At 60.2% G+C, this 16,622-nt stretch carries 16 protein-coding genes and 4 tRNA genes; 14 read left to right on the top strand and 6 right to left on the bottom strand.

What is annotated here, in order from left to right; translation table 11 throughout:
* Nucleotides 1-100: 100 nt before the first annotated feature.
* Nucleotides 101-643, bottom strand: coding sequence for a TetR/AcrR family transcriptional regulator (locus CAF74_RS16845; protein ID WP_085747054.1), 543 nt, complete (start codon nucleotides 641-643; stop codon nucleotides 101-103).
* A 91-nt stretch (nucleotides 644-734) separates the two neighbouring features.
* On the opposite strand from CAF74_RS16845, the gene CAF74_RS16840 reads away from it, so the two are divergent.
* The 4 genes from CAF74_RS16840 (at nucleotide 735) to CAF74_RS16825 (ending at nucleotide 5,529) form a co-directional block, all read left to right on the top strand.
* Nucleotides 735-1,922: an MFS transporter gene (locus tag CAF74_RS16840; RefSeq protein ID WP_085747053.1), complete on the top strand. Its 1,188-nt coding sequence runs from the start codon at nucleotides 735-737 to the stop codon at nucleotides 1,920-1,922.
* A 53-nt stretch (nucleotides 1,923-1,975) separates the two neighbouring features.
* Nucleotides 1,976-2,287 carry a cupin domain-containing protein gene (locus tag CAF74_RS16835; protein WP_074687581.1) on the top strand — a complete coding sequence of 104 codons (312 nt, stop codon included), beginning with the start codon at nucleotides 1,976-1,978 and terminating at the stop codon, nucleotides 2,285-2,287.
* A gap of 105 nt (nucleotides 2,288-2,392) precedes the next feature.
* Nucleotides 2,393-3,544 (top strand): TDT family transporter, encoded by a 1,152-nt coding sequence (locus CAF74_RS16830; protein ID WP_085747052.1) that lies wholly within the window; start codon nucleotides 2,393-2,395, stop codon nucleotides 3,542-3,544.
* Nucleotides 3,545-3,654: 110 nt separating this feature from the next.
* Nucleotides 3,655-5,529, top strand: coding sequence for an MFS transporter (locus tag CAF74_RS16825; RefSeq protein ID WP_085747051.1), 1,875 nt, complete (start codon nucleotides 3,655-3,657; stop codon nucleotides 5,527-5,529).
* Between the two features lie 104 nt (nucleotides 5,530-5,633).
* Here CAF74_RS16825 and sugE read toward each other — a convergent pair whose 3' ends face one another.
* The 3 genes from sugE to rdgC all read right to left on the bottom strand — a co-directional run bounded on the left by sugE (nucleotide 5,634) and on the right by rdgC (nucleotide 8,027).
* Nucleotides 5,634-5,948, bottom strand: coding sequence for a quaternary ammonium compound efflux SMR transporter SugE (sugE, locus tag CAF74_RS16820; RefSeq protein ID WP_039769847.1), 315 nt, complete (start codon nucleotides 5,946-5,948; stop codon nucleotides 5,634-5,636).
* Nucleotides 5,949-6,066: 118 nt separating this feature from the next.
* Nucleotides 6,067-7,032, bottom strand: coding sequence for a bile acid:sodium symporter family protein (locus tag CAF74_RS16815; protein ID WP_085747050.1), 966 nt, complete (start codon nucleotides 7,030-7,032; stop codon nucleotides 6,067-6,069).
* A gap of 74 nt (nucleotides 7,033-7,106) precedes the next feature.
* Nucleotides 7,107-8,027, bottom strand: coding sequence for a recombination-associated protein RdgC (gene rdgC, locus CAF74_RS16810; RefSeq protein WP_007950430.1), 921 nt, complete (start codon nucleotides 8,025-8,027; stop codon nucleotides 7,107-7,109).
* Between the two features lie 159 nt (nucleotides 8,028-8,186).
* Here rdgC and CAF74_RS16805 point away from each other — a divergent pair.
* The 4 genes from CAF74_RS16805 to CAF74_RS16790 all read left to right on the top strand — a co-directional run bounded on the left by CAF74_RS16805 (nucleotide 8,187) and on the right by CAF74_RS16790 (nucleotide 8,719).
* Nucleotides 8,187-8,262, top strand: a tRNA-Val gene (locus CAF74_RS16805).
* A 19-nt stretch (nucleotides 8,263-8,281) separates the two neighbouring features.
* Nucleotides 8,282-8,358, top strand: a tRNA-Asp gene (locus tag CAF74_RS16800).
* A gap of 189 nt (nucleotides 8,359-8,547) precedes the next feature.
* A tRNA-Val gene (locus CAF74_RS16795) sits at nucleotides 8,548-8,623 on the top strand.
* A gap of 19 nt (nucleotides 8,624-8,642) precedes the next feature.
* A tRNA-Asp gene (locus CAF74_RS16790) sits at nucleotides 8,643-8,719 on the top strand.
* A gap of 144 nt (nucleotides 8,720-8,863) precedes the next feature.
* On the opposite strand, the gene CAF74_RS16785 is transcribed toward CAF74_RS16790, so the two are convergent.
* Both CAF74_RS16785 and CAF74_RS16780 read right to left on the bottom strand, forming a co-directional pair.
* A complete protein-coding gene (locus CAF74_RS16785; protein WP_173940212.1) occupies nucleotides 8,864-10,000 on the bottom strand; it encodes a catalase family protein in 1,137 nt (378 codons plus the stop codon).
* Nucleotides 10,001-10,026: 26 nt separating this feature from the next.
* Nucleotides 10,027-11,835 (bottom strand): di-heme-cytochrome C peroxidase, encoded by a 1,809-nt coding sequence (locus CAF74_RS16780; RefSeq protein WP_085747262.1) that lies wholly within the window; start codon nucleotides 11,833-11,835, stop codon nucleotides 10,027-10,029.
* A 270-nt stretch (nucleotides 11,836-12,105) separates the two neighbouring features.
* Here CAF74_RS16780 and CAF74_RS16775 point away from each other — a divergent pair, with 270 nt between their 5' ends.
* The 6 genes from CAF74_RS16775 to CAF74_RS16750 all read left to right on the top strand — a co-directional run.
* The gene (locus tag CAF74_RS16775; RefSeq protein ID WP_007950433.1) at nucleotides 12,106-12,822 is read left to right on the top strand and encodes an FKBP-type peptidyl-prolyl cis-trans isomerase; all 717 of its coding nucleotides are present in this window, start codon (nucleotides 12,106-12,108) and stop codon (nucleotides 12,820-12,822) included.
* A gap of 294 nt (nucleotides 12,823-13,116) precedes the next feature.
* A complete protein-coding gene (locus tag CAF74_RS16770; protein ID WP_007950434.1) occupies nucleotides 13,117-13,572 on the top strand; it encodes a YkvA family protein in 456 nt (151 codons plus the stop codon).
* Between the two features lie 114 nt (nucleotides 13,573-13,686).
* On the top strand, nucleotides 13,687-14,028 hold the full coding sequence (locus CAF74_RS16765; RefSeq protein ID WP_007950435.1) for a helix-turn-helix transcriptional regulator: 342 nt from the start codon (nucleotides 13,687-13,689) through the stop codon (nucleotides 14,026-14,028).
* Complete coding sequence (locus tag CAF74_RS16760) at nucleotides 14,025-14,396, top strand: hypothetical protein (protein ID WP_003223109.1); 372 nt, start codon at nucleotides 14,025-14,027, stop codon at nucleotides 14,394-14,396. The genes CAF74_RS16765 and CAF74_RS16760 overlap by 4 nt, the downstream gene beginning before the upstream one ends.
* A complete protein-coding gene (locus CAF74_RS16755) occupies nucleotides 14,397-14,804 on the top strand; it encodes an SEL1-like repeat protein (protein WP_085747048.1) in 408 nt (135 codons plus the stop codon).
* A 225-nt stretch (nucleotides 14,805-15,029) separates the two neighbouring features.
* A partial coding sequence (locus tag CAF74_RS16750; RefSeq protein WP_256578386.1) for a DUF6531 domain-containing protein occupies nucleotides 15,030-16,622 on the top strand: 1,593 nt, incomplete at its 3' end.

The following is a 16,622-nucleotide window of genomic DNA, read 5'->3' as shown; positions in this document are numbered from 1 at the left end:
CCCGGTCAGACAGTCTCGCACGGGCGCGACGGTTAGTCAGTGTCGACCAAGGTCGTGGCGCGGCGGGGTGTCGCAGGAACAGAACCGGGCAGTTCTGGGGTCAGTCCGGTTTGAGCGCGATGTCGATCAAGCGGTGCAGTTCTTCGACTTCCAGCGGCGCTGCCGAAAACAGAATGCGGAACACCACCGGGGACACCACCAGATTGATCAGACGATCCGCGTTCGGCGCCGTTTCCTTGGGGTAGCGCTCGATGATGGTCTGCAGTTGCGCGCCGATGATCGTTACGCAATAGCCCGGCGTCGCGCTCGCCTGCACGTCGCGCATCATGTTGCGTCCGGGCTCCGAACTCATTTCGTCGAGATACTGTTCGGCCCATGCGCGGATGTCGCTACGCAGGCTGCCGGTTTCAGCCGGCTCACTATCAGGGCGCATGCGGGCGAGGGCGACATCAGCCAGCAACGCCGCCAGATCTCCCCAGCGCCGGTAAATCGTCGACGGCGTCACCCCGGCCCGCGCCGCGATTTGCGGGACGGTCACCGTCGAGCGCTCCTGTTCTTGCAGAAGCGCGCGGACTGCCGAGTGAATCGACTCCTGCACCCGGGCACTGCGACCGCCAGGGCGTAAACCTTCTTTAATAGCCATGCGGCAGACCTTAACACAAAGAATTTGCTTTAAGCGCAAGCCGAGAGCACACTCCGCAAAAGCAAAAAATTAGCTTTTGCGGAGTGTGCCCATGACCAGCCTTGCTTCCCATCGTTCCAGCCTGTGGTTTCTGGCGATCACCTTACTGAGTTTTCTCGCCGCTTCCACTGCGCCGACGCCGTTGTATCACCTGTATCAGGATCAGCTGCATTTTTCGGCAGCGGTATTGACCCTGATTTTCGGCGTCTACGCTCTCAGTCTGCTGGCCGCGTTGCTGACGGTCGGTTCGCTGTCGGATCACCTGGGACGCAAACCGGTGATCTTCACCGCCGTGACGCTCAATGCGCTGGCGATGCTGCTGTTTATCTACGCGGACAGCGTGGGCTGGCTGATCGGCGCGCGAGTGCTGCAAGGTTTCGCCACCGGCATGGCCACCGCGGTGTTGAGCGCGACGCTGCTGGACACTGATCGCCAGCAAGGACCGCTGATCAACAGCGTTGCGCCGTTACTGGGCATGGCATTGGGCGGCATGGGTTGCGGCTTGCTGGCCGAGTTCGCCCCGGCGCCGTTGCAGTTGACCTATTGGTTGCTGCTCGCGCTGTTTGTGTTGCAGGGCATTTATGTCTGGCGTCTGCCGGAAAGCGTCTCGCCGCAGGCCGGGGCATGGGCCTCGTTGCGGCCGACCCTGCATGTGCCGGTGCAGGCGCGTTCGACGCTTTGGCGGGTACTGCCGCTGAATACCGCGACCTGGGCGCTCGGCGGTTTTTATGCCTCGCTGGCACCGTCTCTGGTACGCACGGCCACTGGCTCCACCTCCAACCTGATCGGCGGCGCGACCGTGGCGGCGCTGACCGTGACCGGTGCATTGATGATCTTCACCTTGCGCAATCGTCCCGCCTCTCGGGCGCTACAACTTGGGGCGAGTCTGCTGCCGGCCGGTATCGTGCTGATTCTGCTGGGCGTGCACAGCGCCAGTCTGTCGCTGTTCTTCTTCGGCACGCTGGTGGCTGGTTGTGGCTTTGGCTCTGGTTTTCTCGGAGCGGTGCGCAGCCTGGTGCCGCTGGCGTTGCCTCATGAGCGTGCCGGTTTGATGTCGGCGTTCTATGTGTTGAGTTACTTGGCGTTCTGCCTGCCGGCGTTGCTGGCCGGGCACTTCACCCATAGCGTGGGCCTGCTGGCCACCACTGATGTATATGGCGCGGTGCTGATTGTGCTGGCAGTTGGTGCGCTGCTGATGAGTTTCCGCGCGCAAGCGGCCAAGACCTGCAGCGCTCCATAACACCTCTGGATTCGGTTAGCCTTGGCCAGCCCCTTCTTCTCACGGACCGACGCATGAAGATCATCCGCAGCAAGACCTTCACCGCCGAGCGCGCCTGGGGCGCGCTCGACATCGCCAACATGAACGGCATTACCACGCGTCTGCACTGGACTGATCAGCCGTACAAATGGCACGTCAATGACGGTGAAGAAGTGTTTGTGGTGCTCGACGGCAAAGTGCTCATGCACTATCGCGAAGAAGGTGAGGAGAAGCAGGTCTTGCTTGATGTTGGCGACATCTTCTACGCGTCCATCGGCACAGAACACGTCGCTCATCCTCAGGGTGCGGCTCGGATTCTGGTGATCGAAACCGAAGGCAGTGTCTGACTTCATATCTGCAAAACAGATAACAGTTAGAGATATTACCCGTTATATAGATATTCGATTCGGTTCTACCATGAGCTCAACCTCACCAGAGGACAGGAGTTCATGATGATTTGCCCCAACAGCGCCAAACCCGGCATCAAGCCATTCAGCCAGCTTCAGCACCCGCGTGAAGTGATTCGCCAATTCACCCCGAACTGGTTCGCCGCCACTATGGGCACCGGTGTGCTTGCGTTGGCGCTGGCGCAATTGCCGTTGTCCATTCCCGGCCTGCACGCCGTGGCCGAAGGGCTGTGGTTGTTCAACATTCTGTTGTTCGTGCTGTTTACCGTTGCCTACGCCGCCCGCTGGATTCTGTTCTTCGACGAGGCGCGGCGGATCTTCGGCCATTCCACGGTTTCGATGTTCTTCGGCACCATTCCGATGGGGCTGGCGACCATCATCAACGGTTTTCTGCTGTTCGGTCTGCCGCGCTGGGGTGAGGGCGTCATTCATCTCGTCGAAGTACTGTGGTGGCTGGACGTAGCGATGTCGCTGGCCTGCGGTGTGCTGATCCCCTACATGATGTTTACCCGTCAGGAACACAGCATCGATCAGATGACCGCCGTCTGGCTGCTGCCGGTGGTGGCGGCAGAAGTGGCGGCGGCCAGTGGTGGACTGCTGGCGCCGCATCTGGCCGATGCCCACTCGCAACTGGTGGTGCTGGTGACGAGCTACGTGCTGTGGGCTTTTTCCTTACCCGTGGCGTTCAGCATTCTGACCATTCTTTTGTTGCGCATGGCCTTGCACAAACTGCCCCACGAAAACATGGCGGCATCCAGCTGGCTGGCCTTGGGGCCGATCGGCACCGGTGCTCTGGGCATGTTGCTGCTGGGCGGTGACGCGCCAGCGATATTCGCAGCCAACGGTATGTCGGGCATCGGTGAAATCGCGTCGGGCCTGGGCCTGGTCGCCGGGATCACGCTGTGGGGCTTCGGTCTGTGGTGGATGTTGATGGCGCTGTTGATCACCGTGCGTTATCTGCGTGACGGCATCCCGTTCAACCTTGGCTGGTGGGGCTTCACCTTCCCGTTGGGCGTCTATTCGCTGGCAACCCTGAAACTGGGCAGCACGTTGCACCTGACGTTCTTCAGTGTGGTCGGTTGTGTGCTGGTGACGTTGCTGGCGGTGATGTGGCTGATCGTCGGTAAACGTACGCTGCAAGGTGCATGGCGCGGCGAGCTGTTTGTTTCACCGTGCATTGCAGGTTTGAAGAAATAACCTGCAAAGATTAGGTAATGTGTGGCCTGGATCGCGGTTCGAGATTCTTATAAGCGTAGCCAGGCCACTCGCTACCTTCTCTTTCCAAAAACAACAGGGTCACACGGAAGATGAGTCACCCCTCACAGTTCAACCTGCTGCGCACCCGGCGCTTCCTGCCGTTCTTCATTACCCAGTCGCTGGGCGCGTTCAACGATAACGTGTTCAAGCAGTCGCTGATCCTCGCCATTCTCTATCGGCTGACCATCGAAGGTGACCGCTCGATCTGGGTCAACCTGTGCGCGCTGCTGTTTATTCTGCCGTTCTTCCTGTTTTCGGCGCTGGCCGGGCAGTTTGGGGAAAAATTCGCCAAGGACGCGTTGATCCGTCTGATCAAGCTCGCAGAAATCGCCATCATGGCCGTGGGATCCGTCGGCTTCCTGTTCGATCACCTGTCGCTGATGCTGGTGGCGCTGTTCGCCATGGGCACGCACTCGGCGCTGTTCGGGCCGGTGAAGTATTCGATCCTGCCGCAGGCTTTGCGCGACGATGAACTGGTCGGCGGCAACGGGCTGGTGGAGATGGGCACGTTTCTGGCGATCCTGGCCGGGACCATCGGTGCCGGGGTGATGATGTCGTCGGCCAATTACGCGCCGGTGGTGTCCGCCGCGATTGTCGGCATCGCCGTGCTGGGTTATCTGGCCAGTCGCAGCATTCCCCGCGCCGCGGCGGCGACCCCGGAAATGCGCCTTAACTGGAACATCTTCAGTCAGTCCTGGGCGACCCTGAAACTCGGCCTGGGGCAGACACCTGCTGTGTCGCGCTCGATCGTTGGCAACTCGTGGTTCTGGTTCGTCGGGGCGATTTATCTGACGCAGATCCCGGCCTACGCCAAGGAATGGATGCACGGCGACGAAACCGTGGTCACCCTGATCCTTACCGTGTTTTCGGTCGGCATCGCACTGGGTTCGATGCTGTGCGAGAAGCTATCCGGACGCAAAGTCGAGATCGGCCTGGTGCCGTTTGGCTCGTTCGGCCTGACGGTTTTCGGGCTGTTGCTGTGGTGGCATTCCGGTGGAATTCCAGAAAGCGCTGTTGGCCATAGCTGGACCGAAGTGCTGAGTTTCGGCCATGCCTGGGCGGTGTTGATCGATGTGCTGGGCCTCGGGATCTTCGGCGGTTTCTATATTGTGCCGCTGTACGCGTTGATCCAGTCGCGCACTGCCGAGAACGAGCGGGCGCGGGTAATTGCGGCCAACAACATTCTCAACGCGCTGTTCATGGTGATCTCGGCGATTGTCACCATCGTGTTGTTGAGCGTGGTCAAGCTGTCGATTCCGCAGCTGTTTCTGGTGGTGTCGCTGCTCAACATCGGCGTCAACGCCTACATCTTCAAGATCGTCCCCGAGTTCAGCATGCGTTTCATGATCTGGTTGCTCAGCCATTCGATGTACCGCGTCGAGCATCGCAACCTTGAGGCGATTCCCGATGAGGGCGCTGCGTTGCTGGTGTGCAACCACGTGTCGTTCGTCGATGCGTTGCTGATTGGCGGCGCGGTGCGTCGGCCGATTCGTTTTGTCATGTACTACAAGATCTACAACCTGCCGGTGCTGAACTTTATCTTCCGCACGGCGGGGACGATTCCTATCGCCGGACGTCAGGAAGACATCCAGATCTACGAAAAAGCCTTCACCCGGATTGCCCAGTATCTGAAGGACGGTGAGCTGGTGTGCATCTTCCCGGAAGGCAAGTTGACCGCTGATGGCGAGATCAACGAGTTCAAGGGCGGGCTGACGCGGATTCTCGAAGAGACACCGGTGCCGGTGATTCCGCTGGCGTTGCAGGGGTTGTGGGGAAGTTTCTTCAGCCGCGATCCGAACAAGGGAGTGTTCCGGCGCTTGTGGTCGCGGGTGACGCTGGTGGCGGGTTCGCCGGTTGCTGTTGAAGCAGCGCAGCCAGCGGAGTTGCAGGCGTTGGTCGGGGAATTGCGCGGGACAGTCAGGTAGCTGTTGATTGTGCGGGCCTTATCGCGAGCGGGCTCGCTCCCACATTGGAACTGTAAATGCAGAACTACTGTGGGAGCGAGCCTGCTCGCGATAGCGGCAGTGAATCAGGCGCTGACCTTGAGCCCGATCAACCCGGTGACGATCAACGCCACGCTGGCCAGGCGAATCAACGCCATCGATTCGCCAAACAGAATGATCCCGGCAATCACCGTGCCCACGGCACCGACGCCAGTCCAGATCGCATAGGCCGTGCCCAGTGGCAATTCCTTCATTGCCAGACCCAGCAGGCCAAGGCTGACTGCCATGGCGGCAACGGTGAGAACGGTCGGAAGCGGACGGGTGAAACCGTCGGTGTATTTCAGGCCGACGGCCCAGCCGACTTCGAACAGGCCGGCGAAAAACAGAATGATCCAGGACATGAAAAACCTCCATCGATTGACGGGGCCGTCCCCAGATTGAAAACTCGATTGAGCCGCAGGGTCGTCCCCGCGTGGCGCACATACTACCGAAAATTGTGCGCCGCGCCTTGATCCGGGATCAGTCGGCCGCCTGTTGCGCCAGAGTCTCACGGTCTTGTTTTTCGCTCATCCGTCGGAAGTACGTCGAAAGCAGCGCCCCGGAAATGTTGTGCCACACACTGAACAGCGCGCTCGGCACCGCCGCCAGCGGCGAGAAGTGTGCACTGGCCAGCGCAGCCCCCAACCCCGAGTTCTGCATGCCGACTTCCAGCGCCAGGGACTTGCGCTGCGGCAGCGGCAGGCCGAACAGGCGCCCTGTGAAATAACCCAGCAGATAACCGAAACTGTTGTGCAGCATCACCACGGCCATGATCAGCAGGCCGGATTCGGCGATCTTCGCCTGACTGGCAGCAACCACGGCGGCAACGATGATCACGATGCTGACCACCGACACCAGCGGCAGCACTTCCACCGCGTGGCGGACCTTGTCACCGAGCACGCGTTGCGCGACCACGCCGAGGACAATTGGTAGCAGCACCACTTGCAGGATCGACCAGAACAACTCCATGAACGAAACCGGCAACCAGGCCGAGGCCAGCAGCCAGATCAGCGCCGGGGTCAGCAGCGGGGCGAGGAGGGTGGTGACGGCGGCGATGGCCACCGACAGCGCAAGGTCGCCACGGGCCAGCCAGGTCATGACGTTCGATGAGGTGCCGCTTGGGCAGCAACCGACCAGAATCACGCCGACGGCGATTTCCGGCGGCAGATGAAAGATCTGGCACAGCAGCCATGCCATCCCCGGCATGATCACGAAATGCGCGACCACGCCCAGCGCCACACGCCACGGATGGCGGGCGACGGCGGCGAAGTCGTCGAGTTTGAGGGTCAGGCCCATGCCGAACATCACCAGCCCGAGCAACGGCACGATCGCGCCTTTGAGGCCGAGGAACCAGGCCGGTTGCAGGAACGCGATCATCGCGAAAATCAGAACCCAGTAAGCGAAGGTGTTGCCGACAAAACGACTCAGTGCAGCCAGTGCGCGCATGGCCTGTTCCTTATTATGTGAAAACGCCACCGAAGCGGTGGCGTTTGAAGATAACCCAAAGACTGCGCAGAGGCTTAGATCCCCTGCGGAGTCTCTTCGCCGCCCAGTGCTTCAACCAGCGCCGGCAGGAAGTCGCCGAACGTCAGCATCATCAGGGTGAAGCTGGCGTCCAGTTGGCCGAGGGCTTCGTCGCCGCCGTCCTGTTCCGCCTGATCCTGCAGCAGATCTTCGAACTTCAGGCGCTTGACGGTCATCTTGTCGTCGAGCATGAACGACAGCTTGTCCTGCCAGGCCAGCGACAGTTGAGTCACCACCTTGCCGGTGCTCAGGTGCAGCTGGATTTCTTCGCTGGTCAGGTCCTGACGCTTGCAACGCACGATGCCGCCGTCTTCGTGGGTGTCGCGCAGTTCGCATTCGTCCAGCACGAAGAAGTCCGGGGCGGCTTGCTGGGTGGTGACCCATTCGGTCATCACGGCGGTCGGCGCGGTTTTCACGGTCAGCGGGCGAACCGGCAGGGTGCCGATCACTTCACGCAGGGTGGAGAGCAGGTCTTCGGCGCGTTTCGGGCTGGCCGAGTTGACCAGGATCAGACCCTGTTTCGGCGCGATGGCGGCGAAGGTCGACGAGCGGCGGATAAAGGCGCGCGGCAGGAAGGCCTGGATGATTTCATCCTTGATCTGATCGCGCTCCTTCTTATAGACCTTGCGCATCTGCTCGGCTTCGATCTCTTCGACCTTTTCCTTGACCGCGTCACGCACGACGCTGCCCGGCAGGATGCGTTCTTCTTTACGGGCGGAGATCAGCAGGAAGTCACCGCTGACGTGCACCAGTGGAGCATCTTCGCCCTTGCCGAACGGCGCGACGAAACCGTAGGTGGTCAACTCCTGGCTTGCACATGGACGCGCCAGTTTGGTGGCCAGTGCAGTTTCCAGCGCCTCGGCATCGACAGGCAGGTCTTGGGTCAGGCGATAGATAAGCAGGTTTTTGAACCACATGGGGTGAGTCTCTCCTTTATACAAAGGGGGGCATTATTGTCTTCGCCGGGTCATAGGCCAACCCTTCTCTAAGCCTTTGGAAGGGCTGAGAAAATTATTTAAAAAAGTGCTTGCCAGAGGTTGGGTCGCTCCGTAGAATGCGCGCCACACCGAAGCGAAGGGTGATTAGCTCAGCTGGGAGAGCGTCTGCCTTACAAGCAGAATGTCGGCGGTTCGATCCCGTCATCACCCACCATTCGTTTCAAGTGTTTAGCGCAGCGGTAGTTCAGTCGGTTAGAATACCGGCCTGTCACGCCGGGGGTCGCGGGTTCGAGTCCCGTCCGCTGCGCCATATTCGGTAACCTGGAACACTGAACGCCAGGTCACCACGGAAAAACCCGCCAAGGCGGGTTTTTTTCTGCCTCGAGTTGTACATGCGGGATGTGTCGTTTCACGGTTTTCGGATTTATTTGAAAAAAACTTCAATTAAATCAACACATTACGAAAATCTGTGGCATAATGCGCCCCGTAACGAAGCGAAGGGTGATTAGCTCAGCTGGGAGAGCGTCTGCCTTACAAGCAGAATGTCGGCGGTTCGATCCCGTCATCACCCACCATTCGTTTCAAGCGTTTCGCGCAGCGGTAGTTCAGTCGGTTAGAATACCGGCCTGTCACGCCGGGGGTCGCGGGTTCGAGTCCCGTCCGCTGCGCCATATTCGGTAATCTGGAACACTGAACGCCAGATCACCACAGAAAGCCCGCCTAGCGCGGGCTTTTTGCTGTCCGGGATTTGGCTTTTGCCGGCCTGAACATGAGAAAGCGACCTTTGAAGGTCGCTTTTTTCGTTTCTGGCGCTGCTATTGCGCCGAGTTGCGGCTGTGGCGGTAATCGCTGACCGCTTCATACACCGCCTTGCGCAGGCGGTTGATCCCGCCAATCGGGCGATGGGCCTCGATGCCGAACCAAGGGTTGAAGGAAAGGTTGTCGCATTGCAGGTTCAGCGCCGGGGTGTCGAAGTCCTGCGGGGGCAGGGTGATCCGCGCCACTGTCTGGAATGGGCTGTCCTGCTCGCGCCATTCGATGCTGGTGTCTTCGATCGGCATGTACTTGTTCGCGTCCTGCCGCTGAATTTGCAAAACGAAACACGCCGGAATCCGGTCGGTGGACAGCTGTTGATTCAGCGCATTGCGCAGGAAGTTCGGCAGATCCTGGTTCTGTTTCGGCAAGGTATAAGCGGGGCAGCGCTCCGGATCCGGCATCACCCGGAATTTGGCATTGGCCTCGCCGAACTTGTAGGGCGATACCGAGAAATAGGTCGTGCGGGTCGGGCTTTCCGGCGGTGGCGATAGGGTTGCCAATGCAATGAACAGATGGCGGATCTGCCAGCTGCGCGGATCCCACCCCGGAAAAAACGCCATGACCTTCTTGCCGTCAGCCTGCGCCGCCACATTCTGACGATACTCGGCGACATCGCTGACAAAGAAGTTCGGGTGACTGAACATCACGAAATCCTGCTCGTGCAGCCCCTGACGGTCCCCCAGCAACTGCTTGCCCGGCACATCGAGCAATTTGAGCGCCATGCCCCGGGCATCGCGGATGCTGTCGAATTGCGGATAGGCGTTGCCGTTGGACAGGCGCATCGTCGCTTTCCACAGCTTGCCCGGTTCGCTGAAAACGCCCTGGCGCAATTCCTGAGCCAGATCCGGCAACACCTGCACATCGGCCTTCACGCAGCCATGAGCCTTGGCATGTGCATCGCGCAGGTAGCGGGTGCTTTCGCGGTGCTGATCGACGATGCGCACGGCGGTCTGAATCACGTCCTGGGTCATGGCGGCTTCGCCATCTGGAATCTGCTCCAGCGCCGACACCGGGCCACGGTGCTGCCAGGCGAACCACGCGCTGGTCAGGGCCCAGCCGATCAGGCCGATCACCAGCAGGATCAACAGGGTTTTACCCAGTAACCGTCCCAGCCAGAGCCAGAAACGCGCCAGTATCGAAGGTCTTGTGAAGGAATTGAAGATCATGGCAGTTGCGCCTCCAGCGGGCCGCCCAGCACTTTCAGGTATTCCAGCAGCGCCCAGCGCTCTTCTGGCTGCAGCAGTCGGCCGATGACGCCGTTGCCGCGCTCGCCGGCGCGGAATTCGTGGCCGCTGTTGTGGTTGCCGGTGATGCGGGTGTCGAACAGGAAACCGTTGGTGAAGGCTTCGGTGCGGTAGCCCAGATGGCGCGGGTCGTATTCGAAGGTGCCTTTATAGAAGGTGGTGGCGCGCTCGTCCTGAGGCGACAGCAACTGATAAAGGCTCGGCACCGAGCCGTTGTGCAGGAACGGGGCCGTGGCCCATACGCCGGCAAGCGGACGCGCCTTGTAGGCGACTTTTTCGCGAACGCCGATCGGCAGACCGAAGCCGTCGAGCTGTGGTTTTTCGGCGGCGGTGACGCCCGCTTCACGGTACGCACGGTTTTCCACGAAGGCGGTGACGTAAGCCAGTCCCTTGGCCACTGACAGCTGGCTGAGGTCCAGCGGTTCCTTGGGTTTGGGGTGCAACTTCACGTCCATTTGTTCGAGTTCCGCCGGGTTCCATTGCAGGGCGGTCAGGTCGAAACGGTGATTGGCAATGTTGTTGGCGGCGTTCGGGTCGGTGCCGATGACGTCCACCGGGAGCATGTGCAGATGTTGCACCCAGCGTTCGCCGTCCTGGGTCTGGCGCGGTACGTGGCACCCGGCGCAATTCTCGGCGAACAGGGCTCGCCCCTTGGCTGCCAAGGGTTTGTCGACGAGCCCAAGTACCTCTTCAGGCCAGGCTGGCGGTCGCAGTTTTTGCAGGGTTTCTTCGATCGTGTGCAGATCACGCACACGTACGCTGGAGGCATAGCGCTCATCGCCTTGCAGAGGCTGGCCGTTGGCGTCGAAGAAGTTCAGGGTGGCGCCGACGCCCAGCGCCTCGCCGATATTGCGCGCCATAGGTTGTTGCGCCGAACCGTTCCACTGCACCCAGTCGAATGTCCACATGTCCCAAAGCTGCGGGTAATCCACCGGGGCGTTGGCCACGCGGTAATTGCTCGGGGAGATCGCATCGCCGAAGGTCGCGTTGGCGATACGCCCGAACGCATCGGTGCGCCCCGGGCCTTCTTCGGTGGGGTAGAGGCCACGGTGCGTGTCGTTCCAGGCCACTTTGATGAAGGTGTTCAGTGAGCGTTTGAAGTCTTTGCGCAGTTGTTCGTGGCGGGCGTCGTAGTCGTTGCCCAGCACGTGGCGAGCGAAGCGTTCGAATTTCCACGGGTTGTAGTAAGTCGAGGTGAGACTGGCGACCAATGCCTGTCCGAAACTGCCGCCGCGCAATGTAGGAACGCTGGAGGGCAACACATGCTGGGCCGAGCCGCCGTCAATACGGATTGCCTGGCCATTGAAGTGCAGTTCACCGGTGTGGCAGGCCGCACACGTGATGTCGAGATATTGCTCGGCGCTGCCGGGATTCTGGTGCCGGGCGAAACCTACCGGCAGATTCCCCGGGTTGTCCGGCGTGGCTTTCTGCTGCGGATCGATCAGAAAGCCGAAGCGCGCGAGGTATTCCGGGGAGGCAAAACGTTGCTGCGAGAATGGCAGCTCCAGCGCCTGAAACCATTCGTAACGAAGGCCTTTGACCTGCGTTCCCTGCGGAGTGAAGTAGTAGGTCTGGCGCTCTTGCTCAGTCCACTGGTTCAGGTAATGCACCTGTTTTGCGGGCGCAGGGAAGGGCAATCTCGGATTGGCGACATAGTAAAGAACCACCGCCAGGACCAGTCCCAGCAGCACCACGATCAGCGTCAGCACACGGTATAAGAGGCGCAAGATGAACATCCTTGTCGAGTTGTTGCGCTGTTATGCCTGAGCCGAGTCCTGTGCGGCAAGTGGCCATTACGCCAAGTGTTGTGGAAAGCGGCATCAATCGCTGTCGGCGAAAGATGACAGAAGCTTCATCGTGCCTTTCGCCAAATGCTTTTTAATCCCTGAACTTATCGGAAGATTCCTGCTCTCATGCCGGTAGCCATTGGTCGTGGCGGCCTGATAAGCTCGCGGCTTTACTCGATTGCCCTTTCGGCGCATGAACAAGGAAATAGCATGAAACAGCATCGGTTGGCGGCGGCGGTTGCCCTGGTTAGCCTGGTACTCGCGGGTTGTGATTCGCAGACCAGCGTAGAGCTGAAAACCCCGGCGCAAAAAGCTTCCTACGGTATCGGCCTGAACATGGGCAAGAGCCTTGCTCAGGAAGGCATGGATGATCTGGACTCCAAAGCGGTAGCCCAGGGCATCGAAGATGCCGTCGGCAAGAAAGAACAGAAGCTGAAAGATGAAGAACTGGTCGAAGCTTTCGCCGCGCTGCAAAAGCGTGCCGAAGAGCGCATGGCCAAGATGAGCGAAGAGTCGGCAGCCGCCGGCAAGAAATTCCTCGAAGAAAACGGCAAGAAAGCCGGCGTGACCACCACCGCTTCCGGTCTGCAGTACGAAGTGGTCAAGAAAGCCGACGGCCCACAGCCTAAGCCGACCGACGTCGTGACCGTTCACTACACCGGCAAGCTGACCAACGGCACCGTTTTCGACAGCTCCGTCGAGCGCGGCAGCCCGATCGATCTGCCGGTCAGCGGTGTGATCCCGGGTTGGGTAGAAGGCCTGCAACTGATGCACGTTGGCGAGAAGTACAAGCTGTACATCCCTAGCGATCTGGCTTACGGCGCACAATCGCCGAGCCCGGCAATCCCGGCCAACTCGGTTCTGGTTTTCGACCTGGAACTGCTGGCCATCAAGGATCCAGCCAAAGAAGACGCCGCCGCCAAGTAATCTGCGCCGGTTTCAACAACAACGCCTCGCTTATGCGGGGCGTTGTTGCATCTGGACGATGGTCGGCGTAAACAGACCGAACCGATGCCGGTCATGGCAGTCCTAGACTTTAAGGTTGCCCGCGCTAGACGCCCGGGGCCGCCAAGTCAATGAAATATTGGGATTTTTTATGTGAGTAAAAAACGCCCGATCTGAGCGCAGCCCTTATGAAACGGGGCTCTCAGCGCTGAAATGCAGCTCTGTTCACAAGGTTATCCACAATTTGTGTGGATAACATTTCAACGGGAGAAATAAATGAAAGCGCCGTGGAATTTCGCCCGATTCCTGCCTTTGGCCGGACGCCTGCTGGCTCGAGGTCGCTTGCCGACCTTGTTGTTCGCCGTGGCCAGCAAAGGCGCCGCTCAGGGCAATCGTCTCGGCAAGCTGAAGGACGATCTGCGTCTGTTGCAGGCGTTGTGTCTGGCGTACTGGCGCGGCGAGTACCGTGCGATCAGCGCCAAGGCCATCGTTTCGGTGGTGGCGGGTCTGATGTACTTCCTCAGTCCGGTGGACGCCATCCCGGATTTCATTCCCATGTTCGGCATGCTCGATGACATCGCCGTCCTCGCTTGGCTGATGAAAACCCTCGACGATGAACTGAATGCCTTCCGCCTGTGGCGCCAGCGCCAGGCTCCGGAAAAGCTCAGAGTGGTCGAGCGTCTGCCCGATACACCCGAGCAACTTCAGCTTCAGGGGCCGAAAAAGTCCTGAATCGCGACAGCCTCGTACACAGATAGATACCCCCCACGACCTTGGCCGCTGTTAGGATTACACTTCTAGGGAAAAGTGCCGACTCGCTAAGTGTTGTTGTCCTACGGGGTAGTCATGGATATTCAGATAATTGCACGCGATGGCGAGCCCGAATATGCGGTTCTGCCATGGGCTCAGTATCAGGCTCTACTGAAAGCAGCAGGCATCAACGAAGCACCGTCGCAACCGGCTCCAGCGCCGCTTGCGGCAACCCCGGACCCGATACTTCCAGGTCTGGATCAGTTACGCAGTTTGCGCGAAGGGAAGGGCATCGCCATCGAGGCGCTGGCCCGCACGGTAGGCATCAGCCCGTCTTACCTGGCCATGATTGAAAGTGGCGAGCGTCTGCCCGACGCCGCGATTCGCCGCAGCCTGGCCTGGGAGTTGACGGTGCCAGGGTGGAGGGAACAATCGTGAGCGTACGCATCAGTCGTCAACATTGGGACGGATTGCTGGGGGAGCTGGATCAGGCGCGCAGGCAGCGCCATCTTTTGACTTATCGAGCCTTGCTTGAACGCCTGCAACTGCCCACGCCGGCCATGCAGACATTGACCGCGGCACTTGAGCATCTCGCCGCACTGGACGCGAAAGCCGAACAACCGTTGCGCAGCTCGCTGGTGATCAGCCAGGGTGCCAGCCGCCTGCCACGCACCGGTTTCTTTGAGTGTGTCGAGCGTCTGGGGCGCTTTTCCGGGCCGTCCGACGGCGTTGCCGCCGCCTCCTGGCATGCTTCGGAAGTGGTGCGGGTGTTTGAGTACGAGTACCCGGAATCGGCGGAGGCCTGAGTGTTTTTACGACTCAAGGCGCGGGCAAGTTACTGGCTGGCCCGTAGGCTGTTTCACTGGTCGTGGTTTGTCCGTCAGCCCCGCGGCTGGCGCTGGCTCGAAGGACAGTTAGCACGCATGGCCAACCTGGGCGATGTCGGTGCGCAAAGTTTTTACGGGCACATCCTGACGTTTCGCGGGGTTGGCCTGGGCGCACGTGAAGAAGGTGTGCGGTTGTTGCGACTGGCTGCGCTGGCCGGGGATGGCAAGGCGGCGTATCAAGTCGGTGTCATCAGTCTTGCAGGTACGCCGAGCAAAGCGCCAGATCCTTCGGAGGCCGCTCGCTGGTGGACCATGGCCGCGAAGGCCGGGCATCCGTTGGCGGAGCTCAAGTTGAAAGAGCTGGCCGGCCGAGACGCTTCTCGATAAGCAAATCATCTGTTCCGTGAACGGGGCGTGAGGGAAACCTCCCGCCCCGTTTTTGCGTCTGCAGTTCGATAAAGATCAGTTACAGACTTCTCCTACATCCTCCGCCTACTCGCCTGACTTCTTTTCTGTTTGATCCCCCGCAAAGTCCCTCGCCTGATTTTTGCGCGAGGGAACGCACATGTTTGACCCGGTTTTTCGTTTCGCCATGCGCATGGGAATGCGCTGATGGATGCCGTCACCCGCATCGAGCAAGAACTCGACAGCTTTCCCCGCACCCTCGATCTCTATCGCGAACAGCTAAAGCACTGGCTCATCCGCTCGGCAGACACTGTCAGTCATACGGCCGATCTGCCGTCGCTGATGGGGATGGAGCGGATCATCCGTTTCGGCGAGCGCAGCACGGCGGTTGCGATAGACGACGGCCGTTTTTCTTCTGCGGTCGTGCAATGCCCGGAAAGCGGGCCGATGGAGATCGAGAGCAAGTTCGAGTCGGCGTACGACATTCCGTTGGGCGACATCGTTGTCGATGTGGTGGCGGTGGAGGGCGGTGCAGTCGAGTCGGTCACCCTCAATGCTCAGGGCAAAGGGGAGTTCACCGGTGAGGCGGGCAAGTTCTACCGGGTGGTGGTGCACGGCGAGGCCAGCGAGAAGCAGGTTGATGCGCTGTTCGAATCCTACGCTGGCCTGACCCGGCAGCTGGATGGTTGGCTGCGCAGCGAATGGCAGGGTTTCAAGCCGCAGTGGTCGCAGTCGGTGGCCACTGCGGCAGGGAACGGCATGCTGGCCGGGAGCTGGGCGGCGATCGAGGGGGTGTGGGACAGCATCGGGTTGCTGTCGGAGATTCTCCAGGATCCCGGAAAGTTTGCCGAGCGGTTGGGCAGTGGCGCCGCACAGCTGATCGCGTTGGCAGAAACAGCGCCTGAAATGATGGAGAAGCTTCAGTTACTGGTCAGTGACGAGGCGGCGCTGTGTTTGTTGCTGCGTACTGCCAGCCTCTGGCTGGAAATGCTGCCTCCCAATGTGATTGCCGGGAAAACCGCCGAGGCGGTATCGATGGTGGTGGTTCAACTGCTGATCGATGTGTTGATCGGCGTTGTGCTGACCTTTGTCGGTGCTGGGGCGGGGATTGCGTATCTGACCTTGCGTCTGGCGGATCGTGGCGCTCAGTTGCTGTCGGCGGTGGCGCGCCTGGTGAAGGCGATGTTCGGCATCGTCAGCACCTTCATCGGCTACGTGAACCAGTACAAAACCGTCGCCGCACGAGGCATCGCCGCCGGGGTGAAAAAGGGCCGCATGCAATTGCGCTGGGATGCCCGGCGTAATGCTTCCCTGAAAAAAGACGAGCCCCATGACGACACGCCGGATCAGGCGAAGAACCCCAACGGTGACAGCGCTGATTGTGCGCCGCTGACCTGCACCAATGGGTGTCCGGTGTCGATGGTCACCGGTGAGGAATTGCTGACGCTGACTGACGGCGTACTCGACGGGCTGCTGCCGTTCGAGTTCAGCCGCTTGTACCGCAGCAGCGCGGCCGAGATTGATTTCGGGCTAGGGTTTGGCTGGAGTCACTCGCTGGCGCATCGGCTGGAGGTCGAGGGCGCTTCGGTGGTCTGGGTGGATCACGAGAACCGGCGCACGCGGTTTCCGTTGCCGAGCGTCGAGCGGCCGGCGATTCACAACAGCTTGTCGCGAGCGGCGATCTTTCTCGGGGATGAGCCTGAGGAGCTGATTGTTGCGCTGGCGGGGGACTCGGCGCGGTTTTATCACTTTCGGGCTGGGCGTCTGACTGCTGTCAGCGATGCCTACGGTAACCGGTTG

It is taken from the genome of Pseudomonas sp. R45(2017) (genome assembly GCF_002112305.1).
Taxonomy (GTDB): domain Bacteria; phylum Pseudomonadota; class Gammaproteobacteria; order Pseudomonadales; family Pseudomonadaceae; genus Aquipseudomonas; species Aquipseudomonas paraglycinae.
Note: the sequence above shows the minus strand (reverse complement) of the source record. Positions and strands in the feature narration are given on the sequence as shown.

Excerpts from the sequence above, each read along its gene's own strand:
- CAF74_RS16845 (WP_085747054.1), bottom strand. The coding sequence starts at position 643 with ATGGCTATTAAAGAAGGTTTACGCCCTGGCGGTCGCAGTGCCCGGGTG.
- CAF74_RS16840 (WP_085747053.1), top strand. The coding sequence starts at position 735 with ATGACCAGCCTTGCTTCCCATCGTTCCAGCCTGTGGTTTCTGGCGATC.
- CAF74_RS16835 (WP_074687581.1), top strand. The coding sequence starts at position 1,976 with ATGAAGATCATCCGCAGCAAGACCTTCACCGCCGAGCGCGCCTGGGGC.
- CAF74_RS16830 (WP_085747052.1), top strand. The coding sequence starts at position 2,393 with ATGATTTGCCCCAACAGCGCCAAACCCGGCATCAAGCCATTCAGCCAG.
- CAF74_RS16825 (WP_085747051.1), top strand. The coding sequence starts at position 3,655 with ATGAGTCACCCCTCACAGTTCAACCTGCTGCGCACCCGGCGCTTCCTG.
- sugE (WP_039769847.1), bottom strand. The coding sequence starts at position 5,948 with ATGTCCTGGATCATTCTGTTTTTCGCCGGCCTGTTCGAAGTCGGCTGG.
- CAF74_RS16815 (WP_085747050.1), bottom strand. The coding sequence starts at position 7,032 with ATGCGCGCACTGGCTGCACTGAGTCGTTTTGTCGGCAACACCTTCGCT.
- rdgC (WP_007950430.1), bottom strand. The coding sequence starts at position 8,027 with ATGTGGTTCAAAAACCTGCTTATCTATCGCCTGACCCAAGACCTGCCT.
- CAF74_RS16775 (WP_007950433.1), top strand. The coding sequence starts at position 12,106 with ATGAAACAGCATCGGTTGGCGGCGGCGGTTGCCCTGGTTAGCCTGGTA.
- CAF74_RS16770 (WP_007950434.1), top strand. The coding sequence starts at position 13,117 with ATGAAAGCGCCGTGGAATTTCGCCCGATTCCTGCCTTTGGCCGGACGC.
- CAF74_RS16765 (WP_007950435.1), top strand. The coding sequence starts at position 13,687 with ATGGATATTCAGATAATTGCACGCGATGGCGAGCCCGAATATGCGGTT.